The sequence below is a fragment of the Nocardioides albidus genome, from assembly GCF_006335005.1.
GTDB lineage: Bacteria > Actinomycetota > Actinomycetes > Propionibacteriales > Nocardioidaceae > Nocardioides > Nocardioides albidus.
Genome location: NZ_VDMP01000017.1, coordinates 141,237 through 157,476, shown reverse-complemented (window position 1 = coordinate 157,476; position 16,240 = coordinate 141,237). Strand labels below are relative to the sequence as shown.

Here is a 16,240-nt window from a genome sequence, read left to right as displayed (position 1 = left end):
CCTCGTCCTCGCGGGTCGCCTCCCAGGCGCGGCCGACCCGGCTGTTCTTGATGAGGATGTCCGCGATCAGCACGATGATGACCGCGGTCAGGGCCATCCAGTAGTACGGGATCTGGTCGAGGACGCCGAAGAAGAGGAACTTCGTGGTGTCCTCGGTGTCGAGCAGGACCGTGCCGTCCCCCCAGAACAGGTGCGGGATCTGGAACCAGCCCTCATCACCACCGACGCCCGGCGGCTTCGCGATGTTCTTGATGCCGCGGGTGTCGCCGAGCCACTCGGTGTTGACCGCGACCAGCCGGATGATCTCACCGAAGCCGAGCGTCACGATGGCGAGGTAGTCGCCGCGCACGCGCAGGGTGGGAGCGCCCAGCAGGACACCGGAGACCATCGCCGCCACGACCCCGACCGGGATGGCCAGCAGCAGCGGCCAGCTCGCGTGGAACGAGGTGAGGATCGCGACCGTGTAGGCGCCGATGGCGTAGAAGCCGACGTACCCGAGGTCGAGCAGTCCGGCGTACCCGACGACGATGTTGAGGCCGAGCGCCACCAGGCAGTAGATGCTGACGGTGAACAGCACGCCACCGAAGTCGACGCCGGGCGTCGAGATGATCGGGGGTTCGAGCAGCGGGAGTGCGTAGGCGAAGAGCGCGAGCAGCACCCAGAGCAGGATCTTGACCGGCTTCGGCAGGCCGGTGAGCTTGTTCTTCATGCGCGTGCCTTTCCGAGCGACTCGCCGAGAAGGCCGGTGGGCCTGACGAGGAGGATCAGGACCAGCAGCACGAACGCGATGACGTCGCGCCACTCGGTGCCGAACAGCGCCGAGCCCCAGTTCTCGGCGACGCCGAGGATCAGGCCGCCGAGAAGGGCACCGCGCAGGTTGCCGATGCCGCCGAGCACGGCTGCCGTGAACGCCTTGACGCCGAGCAGGAAGCCCACGTCGAAGCGGGTCGTCTCGATCTTGAGCATGTAGAGGAAGGCCGCGATACCGGCCATGATGCCGCCGATCAGGAAGGTGACCTGGATCGTCCGCGTCGGGTTGACGCCCATCAGCGACGCCGTCTCCGGGTCCTGGGCCGTGGCCCGGATGCCCTTGCCGAGGCGGGAGCGCCGGACGAACTGGTCGAGCAGGACCATCATCCCCACGGCAGCGACGATGACGATGAGGTCGATGCTCGAGACGGACACGCCCGCGACGTCGAAGCGGGGCTTCTCGAGGACGCCGGCCATGCTGTTGTTGATGCGGGCACCGGACACGTAGTCGTCGAGGTTGTCGTCGAGACCGAGCCACTCGGCGACCTTGTCGCGCAGACCCATCAGCTCCGCCAGGACGAAGGAGGCGCCGATGGCCGAGATGAGAGCGATCAATCGAGGCGCGTCCCTCTTGATCAGCGGCCGGTAGGCCACCCGCTCCAGGATCAGCGCGATCGCGGCGGACATCAGCATCGCCAGGAACAGCGCGGCGATGAGGATGGCGATCAGCTTCACTCCGTCGGCCTCGGCGCCGTTGAGCGCCATGACCGTCCACAGCATCGCGAAGGTGCCGTACATGAACACCTCGGAGTGGGCGAAGTTGATGAGCTGCAGCACGCCGTAGACCATGGTGTAGCCGAGCGCGACGAGTGCATAGATCGCACCGAACGCGAGCCCAGTGATGGTGAGCTCGGGAAGGTTGTTGAAGAGGAATTCGAAATTCAAGGCGTCAGCCCCCAGTTCTGGACAGGGACACGGCCGGGGACTTCGTCCCCGGCCGCGCCTCCTGTCATGTTGGAACGATCAGCGATCGATCACTTGATCTCGCCCTCGGGGACGATCGCCCCGCCCTTCACCGTGTAGGCGTACACGTGGACGTCAGCCGGCTCGCCCTTCTCGTCGAACTTCAGCTGCTTGGTGATGCCCTCGTCGTCGTAGTTGTTGACGAACTCGAGCATGTCGGCGCGGTTGTCGACGCCCTCGTCGATGCCGTCGAGGAAGATCGTCGCGGCGTCGTAGGCCTCGGCGGCGTACGTGCCGGGAGCCTCGCCGAACTCCGCCTCGTAGTCCGCGGCGAACTCGGCCACGGCCGGCTCGGTGTCGGGGATGCAGGGGCAGGTGATGATGGTGCCCTCGGCGGCGTCCTTCGCGTCGAGGAACGCCGGGTCCTTCACACCGTCGGCCACGACGAACGTGCCGTCGAAGCCTCCGTCACGGAGCTGGCCGACCAGGATGGTCGCCTCGGCGTAGTAGCCGCCGAAGAACACCGCGTCCGGCTTGGCGTCGGTCACCTTGGTGACGGTCGCGGAGAAGTCGGTCTGCTTCTGCTGGATGGTGTCGGTGCCCACCACGGCGTCGGCGAGGTCCTTCTCGACGATGCCGGCCAGGCCCGCGCCGTACTCCGAGGCGTCGTCGATGACGAACACCTTCCCGGCCTTGACGGTGTCCTTGATGTACTTCGCGGCGGCCGGACCCTGGGTCGCGTCGTTGCCGAGCGCGCGGTGGAAGGTGTCCCACCCGTTGTCGGCCAGGGTCGGGTTGGTCGCCGACGGGGTGATCGTCGGCAGGCCCGCCTCGGCGAACGTGTCACCGGCGGCAGCGGACTCGCCGGAGAACGCCGGACCGACCACGCCGATCAGGCTCTCGTCACCGGCGGCCTCGGTCGCCAGCGCGGGCGCCTCGTCCGGGCTGCCCTGCGAGTCGTACTTGACGAACTCGACCTTGCAGTCGGCGTCCTCGTTGTACTGGTCGATCGCCAGCTGGGTGCCCTGGATGATCGGCTTTCCGAGGCCGGCGGCGTCGCCGGTCTCGGGACCGAAGAAGGCCAGCTTCACGTCGCAGTCGGCGTCGCTCCCACCGTTCCCGCCGTCCTCCGTGGTGCCGCACGCGGTCAGGCTCAGACCGAGAGCCAGCGCTGCGACGCCGGTGGCGAATACCTTGTTACGCCTCAAGACAATTCCCGCTTCCTCTGTCGTTCCGGCTGGCAGCGGTCTGCCGCCCCACCGTTGGTTGTCCTGCGGCCGGAACCTACACCGGCGCGGGGGCCGGCGGAAGCAACTCGGTGGGCAAGGTCACAAATCATGACGAATCTGTTACCTGGACGACCCGGACGTCGGACGATTTCCGGTCGAGCCGATCACTGTCAGGGCGCGGAGGTCCCCGGGACGCCGTGGCTGACGATGCCGTCGGCGACCTCCCGCATCGACATGCGCAGGTCCATCGCGGTCTTCTGGATCCACCGGAAGGCCTCGGCCTCGGAGAGCGAGAGCTGCTGCTGGAGGATGCCCTTGGCGCGGTCCACGGCCTTGCGCGTCTCGAGGCGCTCGGTGAGGTCGCTGACCTCGCTCTCGAGCTGGCGGATCTCGGCGAACCGGCTCACCGCCATCTCGATCGCCGGCACCAGGTCCGACTGCGAGAACGGCTTGACGAGATAGGACATGGCGCCGGCCTCGCGCGCCCGCTCGACGAGGTCGCGCTGCGAGAACGCCGTCAGCATGACGACCGGCGCGATCCGCTGCCCGGCGATCGCCTCCGCCGCCGCGATCCCGTCGAGCACCGGCATCTTCACGTCGAGGATGACCAGGTCGGGCCGCAGCTCCTCGGCGAGCTCGATCGCCTTCTGCCCGTCGCCGGCCTGCCCGACGACGTCGTAGCCCTCCTCGGCCAGCATCTCGGCGAGGTCCATCCGGATCAGCGTCTCGTCCTCGGCGATGACCACGGTGCGGGGCTCAGCAGGCTCTGCGTGCTCGGTCGGGGCGGTCTCGGTCACGGGATCAGGCTATCGGCCGGGCGGTGCGGAGGCGGAGGAGTGTCTCGGCTACGGTTTGCTCGTCACCCGGCCGGGTTGGCGGAACGGCATACGCGGCGCTCTCAAAAAGCGTTGTCCGAAAGGGCATGTGGGTTCGAATCCCACACCCGGCACTCCTTCGGCGGGTTGTGCCGGACTTTCGAGGCACCCTGTGCCATGGTCCACGTCCGGCCCACCCAAGTCGTCGAGAGCGCGCTGCGTGACTCCGATGCCGGCATGCCCGACGCCGACAACGCGGCCAAGCACGGCGTGGCGGTCAAGACGATCCGTCGGTGGCGACGCCAATACCAACGTCGCGGCTTACCCCGCGGCCAGACACACACATCGGTGCCTTGCCCGCGGTGTGCGGGCGCCGACCTCGATCACAAGGCGTACGCGGAGCTCCTCGGGTGATATCTCGGCGACGGCCACATCTCCCGCGGGCGCGGGACCGTGTGGAACCTGCATGTCTTCAACGACGAGAAGTACGTCGATGACAACGCCCACCTGCTCGATCTGATGGCGCGGGTCAAGCCCGGCGGCCGTCCGCACACGCGGAGGGCGCCCGGCTGCATCATCACCACGGCGTCCTGGCAGCACTGGCTCTGTCTGTTCCCCCAGCACGGCCCCGGACGCAAGCACGAGCGTCCCATCGTCCTCGAGGACTGGCAGCGCTCGATCGTCGAGTGCCACCCCGGGCCGTTCCTGCGGGGTCTGTTCCATTCTGACGGTGCACGGGTCAACAACTGGGCACGCCGTCCGGTCGCCGGGGAGCCCAAGGTCTACCGCTATCCCCGCTGGCAGTTCTGCAACGCCTCGGCGGACATCCGCGAACTCTGCTGCTGGGCGCTCGACCTGGTCGCGATCCCGTGGCGCCCATCCAACACCCGGGTGATCAGCGTGTCCCGCCGCGAAGCGGTGGCTCGACTGGACGCGCTGATCGGACTGAAGTCGTGAGGCTCAGCCGCGCCGGTACGCCGGGGCGACCTCGTTGATCGCGTCGCCCATCCGGTGCACGCGCAGCGCGTTGGTGGAGCCGGGGATGCCGGGAGGGCTGCCGGCGACGATGACGACCCGGTCGCCCTCCTTGACCCGGCCGATCTTGAGCAGCTCCTCGTCGACCTGGCGGACCATCTCGTCGGTGTGCTCGACCGTGGAGGTCTGGAAGGCCTCGACACCCCAGCTCACCGCGAGCTGCGAGCGGGCCCGCGCCTCGGGGGTGAAGGCGAGGACGGGGATCGGGCTGCGCAGGCGGGCCAGGCGCCGCGCCGAGTCACCGGACTGGGTGAAGGCGACGACGTACTTCGCACCGACACGCAGGGCGACCTCCTCGGCGGCCTTGGTGATGACGCCGGAGGTGGTGTGCGGGTCCCACTCGATGCGGCCGAAGCGGCTGAAGGTCTGGTCGACCAGGGCGTGCTCCTCGGTGGCGGAGATGATCCGCGCCATCGTCTCGACCGTGTGCACGGGGTGCTCCCCCACGCTGGTCTCGCCGGAGAGCATGACCGCGTCGGCACCGTCGAGGACGGCGTTGGCGACGTCGCTCGCCTCGGCGCGGGTCGGGGACGGGCTGGCGATCATCGACTCGAGCATCTGGGTCGCGACGATGACCGGCTTCGCGTTGCGGCGTGCGGCGACGATGATCCGCTTCTGCAGGAAGGGCACCTCCTCGAGGGGACACTCCACGCCGAGGTCGCCGCGGGCGACCATGAAGGCGTCGAAGGCGTCGATGACCTCGTCGAGGTTGTCGATGGCCTGGGGCTTCTCGATCTTCGCGATGACGGGGATCATCACCCCCTCCTCGCGCATGATCTTGCGCACGTCCTCGGCGTCGGCGGCGTTGCGCACGAAGCTGAGGGCGATGAAGTCGACGCCGAGGCGCAGCGCGAAGCGCAGGTCCTCGGTGTCCTTCTCGGACAGGGCCGGGACCGAGACCGCGACGCCGGGCAGGTTGATGCCCTTGTTGTTGCTCACCTTGCCGGCGACCAGGACCTCGGTGACGACGTCGGTGCCGTCGACGACCTCGACGACGCGCAGGCGCACCTTGCCGTCGTCGATGAGCAGCGGGTCGCCGGGCGACACGTCGCCCGGCAGGCCCTTGTACGTCGTCCCGCAGATCTCGGCGTCGCCGTCGACGTCGCGCGTCGTGATCGTCCAGCGCTGACCGCGCTGAAGGAGGACCGGGCCGTCGCTGAACCGCTCGAGGCGGATCTTGGGCCCCTGCAGGTCGGCGAGGATGCCGACCCCGTGGCCCGAGGCGTCCGACGCCGCCCGGACCAGGCGGTAGGCCTCGGCATGCTGCTCGTGGCTGCCGTGGCTCATGTTGAGCCGGGCGACATCCATCCCGGCGTACACGAGCTCGCGGATCCTCCGTTCGGAACTCGTGGCCGGACCCAGGGTGCACACGATCTTCGCTCTCCGCACGGCCTCAGCCTAGCGGCCTTTTTGGATCGTTAAACACCCGACCCACCCCGTTCTGGACGGAGTGGGTCGGGGTGATCGATCGAGCCGGCGGGTCAGACCACCAGCGGGCGCGCTGTCGGCGGGATCGGCGCGGGCAGCTGGGTGCTCCCGGAGAGGAAGGTGTCCACCCCGGCGGCGGCCGCACGGCCCTCCGCGATCGCCCACACGATGAGCGACTGGCCGCGACCGGCGTCACCGGCCACGAACACACCCTCGACATTCGTCGCATAGGCGTCGTCGCGCTTGACGTTGCCGCGCTCGTCGAGCTCGAGGCCCAGCTGCTCGACCAGCCCGCCCTGCTCGGGGCCGACGAAGCCCATCGCGAGGAGGACCAGGTCGGCCGGGATCTCGCGCTCGGTGCCCTCGTGCTCGACCAGCCTGCCGTTCTCGAAGGAGACCTCGACCAGGCGCAGTGCCCGGACGTTGCCGTCCTCGTCACCGAGGAACTCCTGGGTGGAGACGGCGTACACCCGCTCGCCGCCCTCCTCGTGCGCGGAGGAGACCCGATAGGTCATCGGGTACGTCGGCCACGGCTGTCCGTCGGGACGGTCCTCCGTCGGGCGCGGCATGATCTCCAGCTGCGTGATCGACGCGGCGCCCTGACGGGTCGAGGTGCCGAGGCAGTCGGCGCCGGTGTCGCCGCCGCCGATGATCACGACGTGCTTGCCGTCCGCGCGGATCTGGTCCGAGCCGTCCACTGTCGGGGCCTCCCCGAGCGCGACCCGGTTGGCCTGGGGCAGGAACTCCATGGCCTGGTGGATGCCCTTGAGCTCCCGGCCCGGGACCGGCAGGTCACGCGGAACGGTGGAGCCGATGGCCAGCACGACGGCGTCGAAGCGGTTCTTCAGCGCGTCGCCGGTGAGCTTGCCGGTGCCGACCTCGACGCCGGAGCGGAAGACCGTGCCCTCGCGCCGCATCTGGTCGAGCCGGCGCTCGAGGTGCTTCTTCTCCATCTTGAACTCGGGGATGCCGTAGCGCAGCAGACCGCCCGGCTGGTCGGCCCGCTCGTAGACGGCCACGGTGTGGCCGGCCCGGGTCAGCTGCTGGGCAGCGGCCAGACCCGCGGGACCGGAGCCGATCACGGCCACCGTCTTGCCGGTGAGCCACTCCGGCGGCTGCGGCCGCACGTAGCCGGACTCGTAGGCCCGGTCGATGATCGCGACCTCGATGTTCTTGATCGTGACCGCCGGCTGGTTGATGCCGAGCACGCACGCCGTCTCGCACGGGGCCGGGCAGAGGCGACCGGTGAACTCCGGGAAGTTGTTGGTCGCGTGCAGGCGCTCGATGGCACCGTCCCAGTCGTCGCGCCAGACCAGGTCGTTCCACTCCGGGATGATGTTGCCCAGCGGGCAACCGGAGTGACAGAACGGGATGCCGCAGTCCATGCAGCGACTGGCCTGGACGTTGATGATCGGCAGCAGCGCACGACCGATCCCGCCCGGGTAGACCTCGTTCCAGTCGTCGACCCGCTCCTCGACGGGGCGCCGGGTGGCGACCTCGCGGTCGTGCTTCAAGAAACCCTTCGGGTCAGCCATGGAGGACCTCCATCACTCGTGCGGCCGAAGCGTCGGCGTCGAGGCCCGCGGCCTCCGCCTCGGCCTGCACCGCCAGGACCTTCGCATAGTCGCGCGGCATGACCTCGGTGAACCGCGGCAGTGCGGCCTCCCAGTCGGCCAGCAGCGCCTCGGCGACCTCGGAGCCGGTCTCCTCGGCGTGCGCCCGCACGATCTGCTGCAGCTCCGAGGCGTACGCCTCGGAGACCGGACGCAGGTCGACCAGCTCGCCGTTGACCCGGGACTCCGCGAGATCGAGGACCCAGGCGATGCCGCCCGACATGCCGGCCGCGAAGTTGCGGCCGGTCTTGCCGAGGACGACCACGCGGCCGCCGGTCATGTACTCGCAGCCGTGGTCGCCGACGCCCTCGGTGACGATCGTGGCACCCGAGTTGCGCACGCAGCACCGCTCGCCGACGCTGCCGCGGATGAGGATCTGCCCCGAGGTCGCGCCGTAGGCGATGGTGTTGCCGGCGATGACGTGCTCCTCGGCACGGAACGTGGCGCTCCGGTCGGGCCGGATCGCGATCCGGCCGCCCGAGAGACCCTTGCCGACGTAGTCGTTGGCGTCGCCCTCGAGGCGCAGCGTGATGCCGCGCGGCACGAACGCGCCGAAGGACTGGCCGGCCGAGCCGACGAACGTCAGGTCGATCGTCCCGTCGGGCAGACCCTCGCCGCCGTACCGCTTGGTGACCTCGTGGCCGAGGATCGTGCCCACGGTGCGGTTGACGTTGCGGATCGACAGCTGCGCCCGCACCGGCTCGCCCGACTCGAGGGCCGGCGCCGCGAGCGGGAGGATCTCGGTCATGTCGAGCGAACGCTCGAGACCGTGGTCCTGGCCGCCGGTGTTGCGCAGGTCCTGGTCCGGGAAGTGGGTGTCGGCGATCTCGACCTTGTGCAGGATCGGCGCGAGGTCGAGGCCCTTGGCCTTCCAGTGCCGCTCGGCGTCGACGGTGTCGAGGACGTCGACCTGGCCGATGGCCTCCTCGATCGACCGGAAGCCCAGCTGCGCCAGCAGCTCGCGGACCTCCTCGGCGATGAACTCGAAGAAGTTGACGACGTACTCCGCCTTGCCGCTGAACCGCGAGCGCAGGGTGGGGTTCTGGGTCGCGACCCCGACCGGACAGGTGTCGAGGTGGCAGACCCGCATCAGGATGCAGCCGGAGACCACCAGCGGGGCGGTCGCGAAGCCGAACTCCTCGGCGCCGAGCAGTGCGGCGATGACGACGTCGCGACCGGTCTTGAGCTGGCCGTCGGTCTGGACGACGATCCGGTCGCGCAGACCGTTGAGCAGCAGCGTCTGCTGGGTCTCGGCGAGACCGAGCTCCCAGGGTCCACCGGCGTGCTTGAGCGAGGTCAGGGGCGAGGCGCCCGTCCCTCCGTCGTGTCCCGAGACCAGGACGACGTCCGCGTGGGCCTTCGACACACCCGCGGCGACCGTGCCGACACCGACCTCGGAGACCAGCTTGACGTGCACGCGGGCCGACGGGTTGGCGTTCTTGAGGTCGTGGATCAGCTGCGCCAGGTCCTCGATCGAGTAGATGTCGTGGTGCGGCGGCGGGCTGATCAGGCCGACGCCCGGCGTCGAGTGCCGGGTCTTGGCCACCCACGGGTAGACCTTGTTGCCGGGCAGCTGGCCACCCTCGCCGGGCTTCGCGCCCTGCGCCATCTTGATCTGGATGTCGTCGGCGTTGGTGAGGTACTCCGAGGTCACGCCGAAGCGGCCGGAGGCGACCTGCTTGATCGAGCTGCGCCGCTCGGGGTCGTAGAGCCGATCGGCGTCCTCGCCGCCCTCACCGGTGTTGGACTTGGCGCCCAGCCGGTTCATCGCGATCGCGAGGGTCTCGTGCGCCTCGCGCGAGATCGATCCGTAGGACATGGCGCCGGTCGAGAACCGCTTGACGATCTCCGAGACCGGCTCGACCTCGTCGATCGGGATCGGGGTGCGGCCGACGGCGCCGGCGTCCTTGAACTTGAACAGCCCGCGCAGCGTCATCAGCTTCTCGGACTGGTCGTCGACGGCCTTCGTGTACTGCTTGAAGATGTCGTAGCGACCGGTCCGGGTCGAGTGCTGCAGGCGGAACACCGTCTCCGGGTTGAACAGGTGGGGCTCGCCCTCGCGGCGCCACTGGTACTCGCCGCCGATCTCGAGCTCGCGGTGCGCGGGTGCGATGCCGGCCGGCGGGTAGGCCTTGGCGTGCCGGGCGGCGACCTCCTGGGCGACCACGTCGAGCTCGACGCCGCCGAGCTTGGAGGTGGTGCCGGTGAAGTACTTGTCGACGACCGACTGGGAGAGACCGACGCACTCGAAGATCTGCGCTCCGGTGTACGACGCCACGGTGCTCACGCCGATCTTCGACATGACCTTCACGACGCCCTTGCCGAGCGCCTTGATCAGGTTGTTGACGGCCTGCTCGGGCTCGGTCTTGACGTAGTAGCGCTCGCGGGCGAGGTCCTCGACGCTCTCCATGGCGAGGTACGGGTTGACCGCCGCCGCGCCGTAGCCGACGAGGAGCGCCACGTGGTGCACCTCGCGCACGTCGCCGGCCTCGACGAGGAGGCCGACCTGGGTGCGGGTCTTCTCCCGGACCAGGTGGTGGTGGACCGCGCCGGTGAGCAGCAGCGACGGGATCGGCGCCAGGTCCGCCGTCGCGTGCCGGTCGGAGAGCACGATGATCCGCGCGCCGGTCTCGATCGCGGCCGAGACCTCCTGGCAGATCTCGTCGAGCCGGGCCGCCATCGCGGCGCCGCCCCCATCGACGTCGTACAGGCCACGGGCCACGTGGGTCTGGAAGCCCGGGTGGTCGCCGTCGCGGTTGATGTGGCGGATCTTGACCAGGTCGTCGTTGGAGATGACCGGGAACGGGACCACGATCTGGCGACAGGACGCCGGGCCCGGCTCGAGGAGGTTGGCCTCGGGTCCGATCGTGCCGTTGAGCGAGGTGACGAGCTCCTCGCGGATCGCGTCCAGCGGCGGGTTCGTGACCTGCGCGAAGAGCTGGCTGAAGTAGTCGAACAGCAGCCGCGGCTTGTCGCTGAGCGCGGCGATGGGCGTGTCGGTGCCCATCGACCCGAGCGCCTCGCCGCCGGTGTTGGCCATCGGCGTGAGGATGACGCGCAGCTCCTCCTCGGTGTAGCCGAAGATCTGCTGGCGACGGGTGACCGAGGCGTGGGTGTGCACGATGTGCTCGCGCTCGGGGATGTCGTCGAGGTGGATGATGCCGCCGTGCAGCCACTCGCCGTACGGGTGCTCCGAGGCGAGCTGGTCCTTGATCTCCTCGTCCTCGATGATCCGGTGCTCCTCGGTGTCGACGAGGAACATCCGGCCCGGCTGGAGACGGCCCTTGCGGACCACGGTGGCCGGGTCGAGGTCGAGCACGCCGACCTCGGAGGCGAGCACGACCAACCCGTCGTCGGTGACCCAGAAGCGGGAGGGGCGCAGGCCGTTGCGGTCGAGGACCGCGCCGATCTGGGTGCCGTCGGTGAACACGACGCAGGCCGGGCCGTCCCACGGCTCCATGGTGGCGGAGTGGAAGCGGTAGAAGTCGCGCCGCTTCTGCTCCATCTCGGTGTGGTTCTCCCAGGCCTCCGGGATCATCATCAGCACCGCGTGCGGCAGGCTGCGACCGCCCATGTGGAGGAGCTCGAGGACCTCGTCGAAGGACGCGGAGTCCGACGCACCGGGGGTGCAGATCGGGAAGAGCCGCTCGAAGTCGCCGGGGATGGCGTCGGAGGCCAGCAGCGCCTCGCGGGCCCGCATCCAGTTGCGGTTGCCCATCACCGTGTTGATCTCGCCGTTGTGCGCGATGAACCGGAACGGGTGCGACAGCGGCCAGCTCGGGAAGGTGTTGGTCGAGAACCGCGAGTGGACGACGGCGAGCGCCGAGGCCATCCGCTCATCGACCAGGTCGGGGAAGAAGCTGTCGAGCTGGTCGGTGGTGAGCATGCCCTTGTAGGCCAGCGTCCGCGACGACAGCGACGGGAAGTAGACGTCGGTCTCCCGCTCCGCGCGCTTGCGCAGGCAGAAGGCGAGCCGTTCGAGGTCCATGCCGTTGAGCGGACCGCCGGCAGCCTGGACGAACACCTGCGCGAACGTCGGCATCACGCTGAGGGCCATGGTGCCGAGGATCGACGGGTTGACCGGGACCTCGCGCCAGCCCAGGACCGTGAGGCCCTCCTCGGCGGCGATCTCCTCGATCCGGCCGCGCGTCTTGGCGACCTCACCCTCGTCGCCGGGCACGAAGGCGGTGCCGACGGCGTAGCCTCCCGCGGCCGGCAGGGTGAACCCGGCCTCGGCCGCGACAGCGCGCAGGAACGCGTCGGGGACCTGCATGAGGATGCCGGCGCCGTCGCCGGAGTTGGGCTCGGCCCCCGCGGCTCCGCGGTGATCGAGGTTGCGCAGGGCCGTCAGGGCCTTGGCCACGATGTCGTGGCTGGCCACACCGGTCAGCGTCGCGACGAAGGCGACGCCGCAGGCGTCGTGCTCGTGACGCGGGTCGTAGAGACCCTCGGGCGGCGGGAACGCGTGCGTGTAGGGCACCTGGGTTCTCCCGTCGACTACGTCTGTGTCCGGGCCTCGAGAGGACGGACCACAGAAGGTGGGGCGCAGGGGACAGCATTGGCCCACGCGGCGGAGGCCTCAGGTTAGCAGCATGTCAACACGGTGTGTTCAACCGTTTTCGTCCGTGGATGCGTCGACCGTCACATCGTCCGGGCTGTCCGGGCTGTCCGGCACCCGCCCGTCGACGTACACGCTCTCCTCGCGACCCGGCCGGTTCCGGCTCGCCCACACGAAGTAGGCGGCCGCGAGGACGAAGAGCACGATCGAGGTCCACACGTTGAAGCGCAGCCCGAGGACGTCGTCGAGCTGCACGTCGTCGATGCGCAGGTCCTCGATCCAGCCGCGGCCCAGCGTGTAGGCCATGACGTAGACCGCCAGCACCCGGCCGTGGCCGAGCCGGAAGCGCCGCTCGAGCCAGATGATGAGCGCGAACGCGGCGAGGTTCCACAGGCACTCGTAGAGATACGTCGGGTGGAAGGTCGCGACACAGCCGGCGAGGTCGGGCGTGGAGGCGCACTGGTCGACCGACGGCACATCGGGGTTCTGGGCCAGGTACGCGCCGCTGAAGTGGGCGCGATCGATCTCCAGACCCCAGGGCAGGTCGGTGGGCCGGCCGTAGAGCTCCTGGTTGAACCAGTTGCCCCAGCGCCCGATGGCCTGGGCGACCAGCACCCCGGGGGCGAGCGTGTCGAGGAGGGGCAGCACCCGGATGCCGCGGCGACGGGCGCCGATCAGGGCACCGACCGCGCCGAGCCCCACGCCACCCCAGATGCCGAGTCCGCCGTGCCACACGTAGAGGGCCTCGACGGGCTTGCCACCGTCGCCGAAGTACTTCTCCCAGTCCGTCGCCACGTGGTAGAGCCGGGCACCGACCAGGCCGAACGGGACCGCCCAGATGGCGACGTCCTGGATCTCGCCGAGCGTGCCGCCGCGCGCCTGCCAGCGCCGCTCGCCGATCCAGATCGCCACGACGATGCCGAGGATGATGCACAACGCGTAGCCACGCAGCGGGAACGGCCCGAGGTGCCACACGCCCTGCGAGGGGCTCGGGATGGTGGCGGCGATGAGCTCGGGAAGCACGGCGACTCCTACTTCTCGGTCAGCAGCGTGTGGATGTCGGAGGCGAACTCCGTACTGGAGGTCTCCTGGTTCCACAGTGCGACCGCCTGATGGCGACTGTCGAGGGCGAGCGTGATGGTCGAGTGGCCGCCGAGGTCGTAGCCCCCCGTGGGCAGCTTGACCCCGTCGTTGACGTAGACATGCAGGGAGTCGCCGACGTCGATGATCGACTCGAGGTCGCCGGTGAGCCCGATGAAGCCCTTGTCGTAGCCGTCGAGGTAGGTGCGCAGGGTCTGCTGGTCGTCGCGCGCGGGGTCGGTGGTCACGAAGACGACGTCCACCCGCTTGCGGTCCGCGGCGTCGAGCCGGTTCATCGCGGCGGCGAGGTTGTTCATCACCATCGGGCAGTAGTCCGGGCAGCTGGAGTAGCCGAAGAAGACCAGGGTGAGCGGCTTGGTGGTGTCGGCGCCGAGCGAGTACGGGGTGCCGCTCGTGTCGGTCAGTGCGATGTCCGCGGCGTCGTAGGGCTTGGTCAGCCGGCTCCCCGTGAAGGTCTCCGGCTCGCTGCGGCAGGCCGTGAGCACCAAGCCGACCAGCATCACGAGCAGCGCCAGTCGTCGGCCCCTCGGCCTGGACTCAGGCACGCACGCCTCCGGCGAGCTCCTCGGTGAGGGCCGCGAGCGCGGCGAGGCCGGCGGAACGGTCCCCCGGATGGTCGAGCAGGGTGCGGACGAACGCGGTGCCCACGATGACGCCGTCGGCGTACGCCGCGAGGTCGGCCGCCTGCACACCGGTGCTGACGCCGACCCCGACGCCGACCGGGAGGGCGGTTCCCCCGGTCGGGCTCATCGCCCTCGTCCGGGCGATCAGCGGGGCCACGCCCTCGGCCGTCGTCTGCTTGGTGCCCGTCACGCCCATGATCCCGGTCGCGTAGACGAAGCCACGGCAGGCGGCCGTCGTCATCGCGATCCGCTCGTCGGTCGACGACGGGGCGACGAGGAAGACCTTGTCGAGATCGCGCGCGTCGGCGGCCGCGATCCACTCCGGGGCGAAGTCCGGCGTGAGGTCGGGGGTGATCAGGCCCGCTCCCCCGGCGTTGGCCAGATCCTGGGCGAACCGCTCGACGCCGTACTTCTCCACGGGGTTCCAATAGGTCATCACCAGCGTGGGCGTGCCGGTGGCGGCGACCGCCTCGACGACGCGCAGCACGTCGGTCGTCCGCACACCAGCGTCGAGGGCCTGCTGGGCCGCTGCCTGGATGGACGGCCCGTCCATGACCGGATCGCTGTAGGGCAGGCCGATCTCGATGACGTCGCAGCCCGACTCGACCATGACCTTGAGAGCGGCGATGCTGCCCTCCACGTCGGGGAAGCCCGCCGGCAGGTAGCCGACCAGCGTCGCCCGGCCCTCGGCCCGCGCCTTCTCGAACGCGATGCCGGTGTTGCTGGTGGCGCTCACTGCTGCTCCCCCGCCTCGCCGAGGTGGAACCACTCCATGGCGGTGCCCATGTCCTTGTCGCCGCGCCCCGAGAGGTTGACCAGGATCGTCTGGCCCGGGCGCTCCTTCGCGACCCGCAGCGCGCCGGCGACGGCGTGCGCCGACTCGATCGCGGGGATGATCCCCTCGGTGCGCGCCAGGAGGGCCATCGCGTCCATCGCCTCGGTGTCGGTCACGGGCAGGTACGTCGCCCGACCGGCCGCCGACAGGGCGGAGTGCTGCGGCCCGACGCCCGGGTAGTCGAGGCCGGCTGAGATCGAGTGGGACTCGACGGTCTGGCCGTCCTCGTCCTGCAGCACGAAGGTCCGCGCGCCGTGGAGCACGCCGATCGAGCCGGCGAAGATGGTCGCGGCGTGACGGCCGGTCTCGACGCCGTCACCCCCGGCCTCGAAGCCGTAGATGGCGACGTCGGGGTCGTCGACGAAGCCCGCGAACAGGCCGATCGCGTTGGACCCTCCGCCCACGCACGCGGCGACCGCGTCCGGGAGGGCGCCGTACTGGTCGAGGCACTGCTGGCGCGCCTCGTCGCCGATCCCCCGCACGAAGCTGAGCACCAGGCTCGGGAACGGGTGGGGCCCGGCCGCGGTGCCGAACAGATAGGCGGTCTCGTCGACGCTGGCGACCCAGTCGCGCAGCGCCTCGTTGATGGCGTCCTTGAGCGTGCGCGAACCGCTCTTCACGGGGATCACCTCGGCGCCGAGGAGCTGCATCCGCGCCACGTTGAGCGCCTGCCGCTCCGTGTCGACCTCGCCCATGTAGACCGTGCAGTCGAGACCGAGGTAGGCGGCGGCGGTGGCCGAGGCGACGCCGTGCTGGCCCGCTCCGGTCTCCGCGATGACCCGCTTCTTGCCCATCCGCTTGGTCAGCAGGGCCTGGCCGAGCACGTTGCGGATCTTGTGGGCGCCGGTGTGGTTGAGGTCCTCGCGCTTGAGCAGGATCCGCGCGCCGGCGTGCTCGGAGAGCCGGGTGGCGTCGTAGACCATGCTGGGGACGCCGGCGTACTCGTGGAGCAGGCGCTCGAACTCACCGGTGAACGCGGGATCGGCCATCGCCTGCTGCCACGCCACGTCGAGCTCGTCGAGCGCGGCGATCAGTGCCTCGGGCATGAAGCGGCCGCCGAAGGCGCCGGGGCCACCGAACCAGCCGAGCGCGTCGGCGTCGTAGTTGCCTGTCGTTCCGGTGCTGCTCATCGACCAATCCCTGTCATCGCGGCGACGGCCCTCCGGGCGCCGCCCATTCCTGATTCGCGCACGAGCGCCTCCCCGACGAGCACCACCTGGGCGCCCTCGCCGACGAACCGCGCGACGTCCTCGGGCCCGAAGATGCCGGACTCGGCGACCTTGACGCGAT

At 69.9% G+C, this 16,240-nt stretch carries 12 protein-coding genes, 1 tRNA gene and 1 pseudogene; 2 read left to right on the top strand and 12 right to left on the bottom strand.

The features are described 5' to 3' along the window. From FHP29_RS05090 to FHP29_RS05075, 4 genes are all read right to left on the bottom strand, one after another. The coding region (locus tag FHP29_RS05090; protein WP_420813387.1) for an ABC transporter permease subunit at window positions 1-709 on the bottom strand (709 nt) is incomplete at its 3' end. Then, window positions 706-1,695, bottom strand: coding sequence for a branched-chain amino acid ABC transporter permease (locus FHP29_RS05085; protein WP_139621759.1), 990 nt, complete (start codon window positions 1,693-1,695; stop codon window positions 706-708). The genes FHP29_RS05085 and FHP29_RS05090, both read right to left, overlap by 4 nt. A gap of 89 nt (window positions 1,696-1,784) precedes the next feature. Further along, a complete protein-coding gene (locus tag FHP29_RS05080; RefSeq protein ID WP_139621758.1) occupies window positions 1,785-2,921 on the bottom strand; it encodes a branched-chain amino acid ABC transporter substrate-binding protein in 1,137 nt (378 codons plus the stop codon). Between the two features lie 191 nt (window positions 2,922-3,112). Then, window positions 3,113-3,739 carry an ANTAR domain-containing response regulator gene (locus FHP29_RS05075; protein WP_139621757.1) on the bottom strand — a complete coding sequence of 209 codons (627 nt, stop codon included), beginning with the start codon at window positions 3,737-3,739 and terminating at the stop codon, window positions 3,113-3,115. Window positions 3,740-3,808: 69 nt separating this feature from the next. Here FHP29_RS05075 and FHP29_RS05070 point away from each other — a divergent pair. After that, a tRNA-Leu gene (locus tag FHP29_RS05070) sits at window positions 3,809-3,891 on the top strand. A 319-nt stretch (window positions 3,892-4,210) separates the two neighbouring features. Continuing rightward, complete coding sequence (locus tag FHP29_RS22515; protein ID WP_240044318.1) at window positions 4,211-4,714, top strand: hypothetical protein; 504 nt, start codon at window positions 4,211-4,213, stop codon at window positions 4,712-4,714. 3 nt (window positions 4,715-4,717) lie between these two features. Here FHP29_RS22515 and pyk read toward each other — a convergent pair whose 3' ends face one another. The 8 genes and pseudogenes from pyk to FHP29_RS22510 form a co-directional block, all read right to left on the bottom strand. Beyond that, the gene (gene pyk, locus FHP29_RS05060) at window positions 4,718-6,181 is read right to left on the bottom strand and encodes a pyruvate kinase (RefSeq protein ID WP_139621756.1); all 1,464 of its coding nucleotides are present in this window, start codon (window positions 6,179-6,181) and stop codon (window positions 4,718-4,720) included. 92 nt (window positions 6,182-6,273) lie between these two features. Beyond that, window positions 6,274-7,755 carry a glutamate synthase subunit beta gene (locus tag FHP29_RS05055; RefSeq protein WP_139621755.1) on the bottom strand — a complete coding sequence of 494 codons (1,482 nt, stop codon included), beginning with the start codon at window positions 7,753-7,755 and terminating at the stop codon, window positions 6,274-6,276. Continuing rightward, window positions 7,748-12,313: a glutamate synthase large subunit gene (gltB, locus tag FHP29_RS05050; RefSeq protein ID WP_139621754.1), complete on the bottom strand. Its 4,566-nt coding sequence runs from the start codon at window positions 12,311-12,313 to the stop codon at window positions 7,748-7,750. The genes FHP29_RS05055 and gltB overlap by 8 nt, the downstream gene beginning before the upstream one ends. A gap of 129 nt (window positions 12,314-12,442) precedes the next feature. After that, entirely contained in the window at window positions 12,443-13,414 is a 972-nt protein-coding gene (gene lgt / locus FHP29_RS05045; RefSeq protein ID WP_139621753.1) for a prolipoprotein diacylglyceryl transferase, read from the bottom strand. An 8-nt stretch (window positions 13,415-13,422) separates the two neighbouring features. After that, a complete protein-coding gene (locus FHP29_RS05040; RefSeq protein WP_240044317.1) occupies window positions 13,423-14,037 on the bottom strand; it encodes an SCO family protein in 615 nt (204 codons plus the stop codon). Beyond that, complete coding sequence (gene trpA, locus FHP29_RS05035; protein WP_139621752.1) at window positions 14,030-14,851, bottom strand: tryptophan synthase subunit alpha; 822 nt, start codon at window positions 14,849-14,851, stop codon at window positions 14,030-14,032. The genes FHP29_RS05040 and trpA overlap by 8 nt, the downstream gene beginning before the upstream one ends. Then, window positions 14,848-16,080 carry a tryptophan synthase subunit beta gene (trpB, locus tag FHP29_RS05030; RefSeq protein WP_139621751.1) on the bottom strand — a complete coding sequence of 411 codons (1,233 nt, stop codon included), beginning with the start codon at window positions 16,078-16,080 and terminating at the stop codon, window positions 14,848-14,850. Before trpB ends, trpA begins: the two co-directional genes overlap by 4 nt. Continuing rightward, a pseudogene (locus tag FHP29_RS22510) lies at window positions 16,077-16,240 on the bottom strand (indole-3-glycerol-phosphate synthase TrpC); the annotation flags it as partial. The pseudogene FHP29_RS22510 and the gene trpB, both read right to left, overlap by 4 nt.

What these genes read in the sequence shown, in the direction of transcription:
- FHP29_RS05055 (WP_139621755.1), bottom strand. Translation starts at nt 7,755, where the DNA reads ATGGCTGACCCGAAGGGTTTCTTGAAGCACGACCGCGAGGTCGCCACC.
- trpB (WP_139621751.1), bottom strand. Translation starts at nt 16,080, where the DNA reads ATGAGCAGCACCGGAACGACAGGCAACTACGACGCCGACGCGCTCGGC.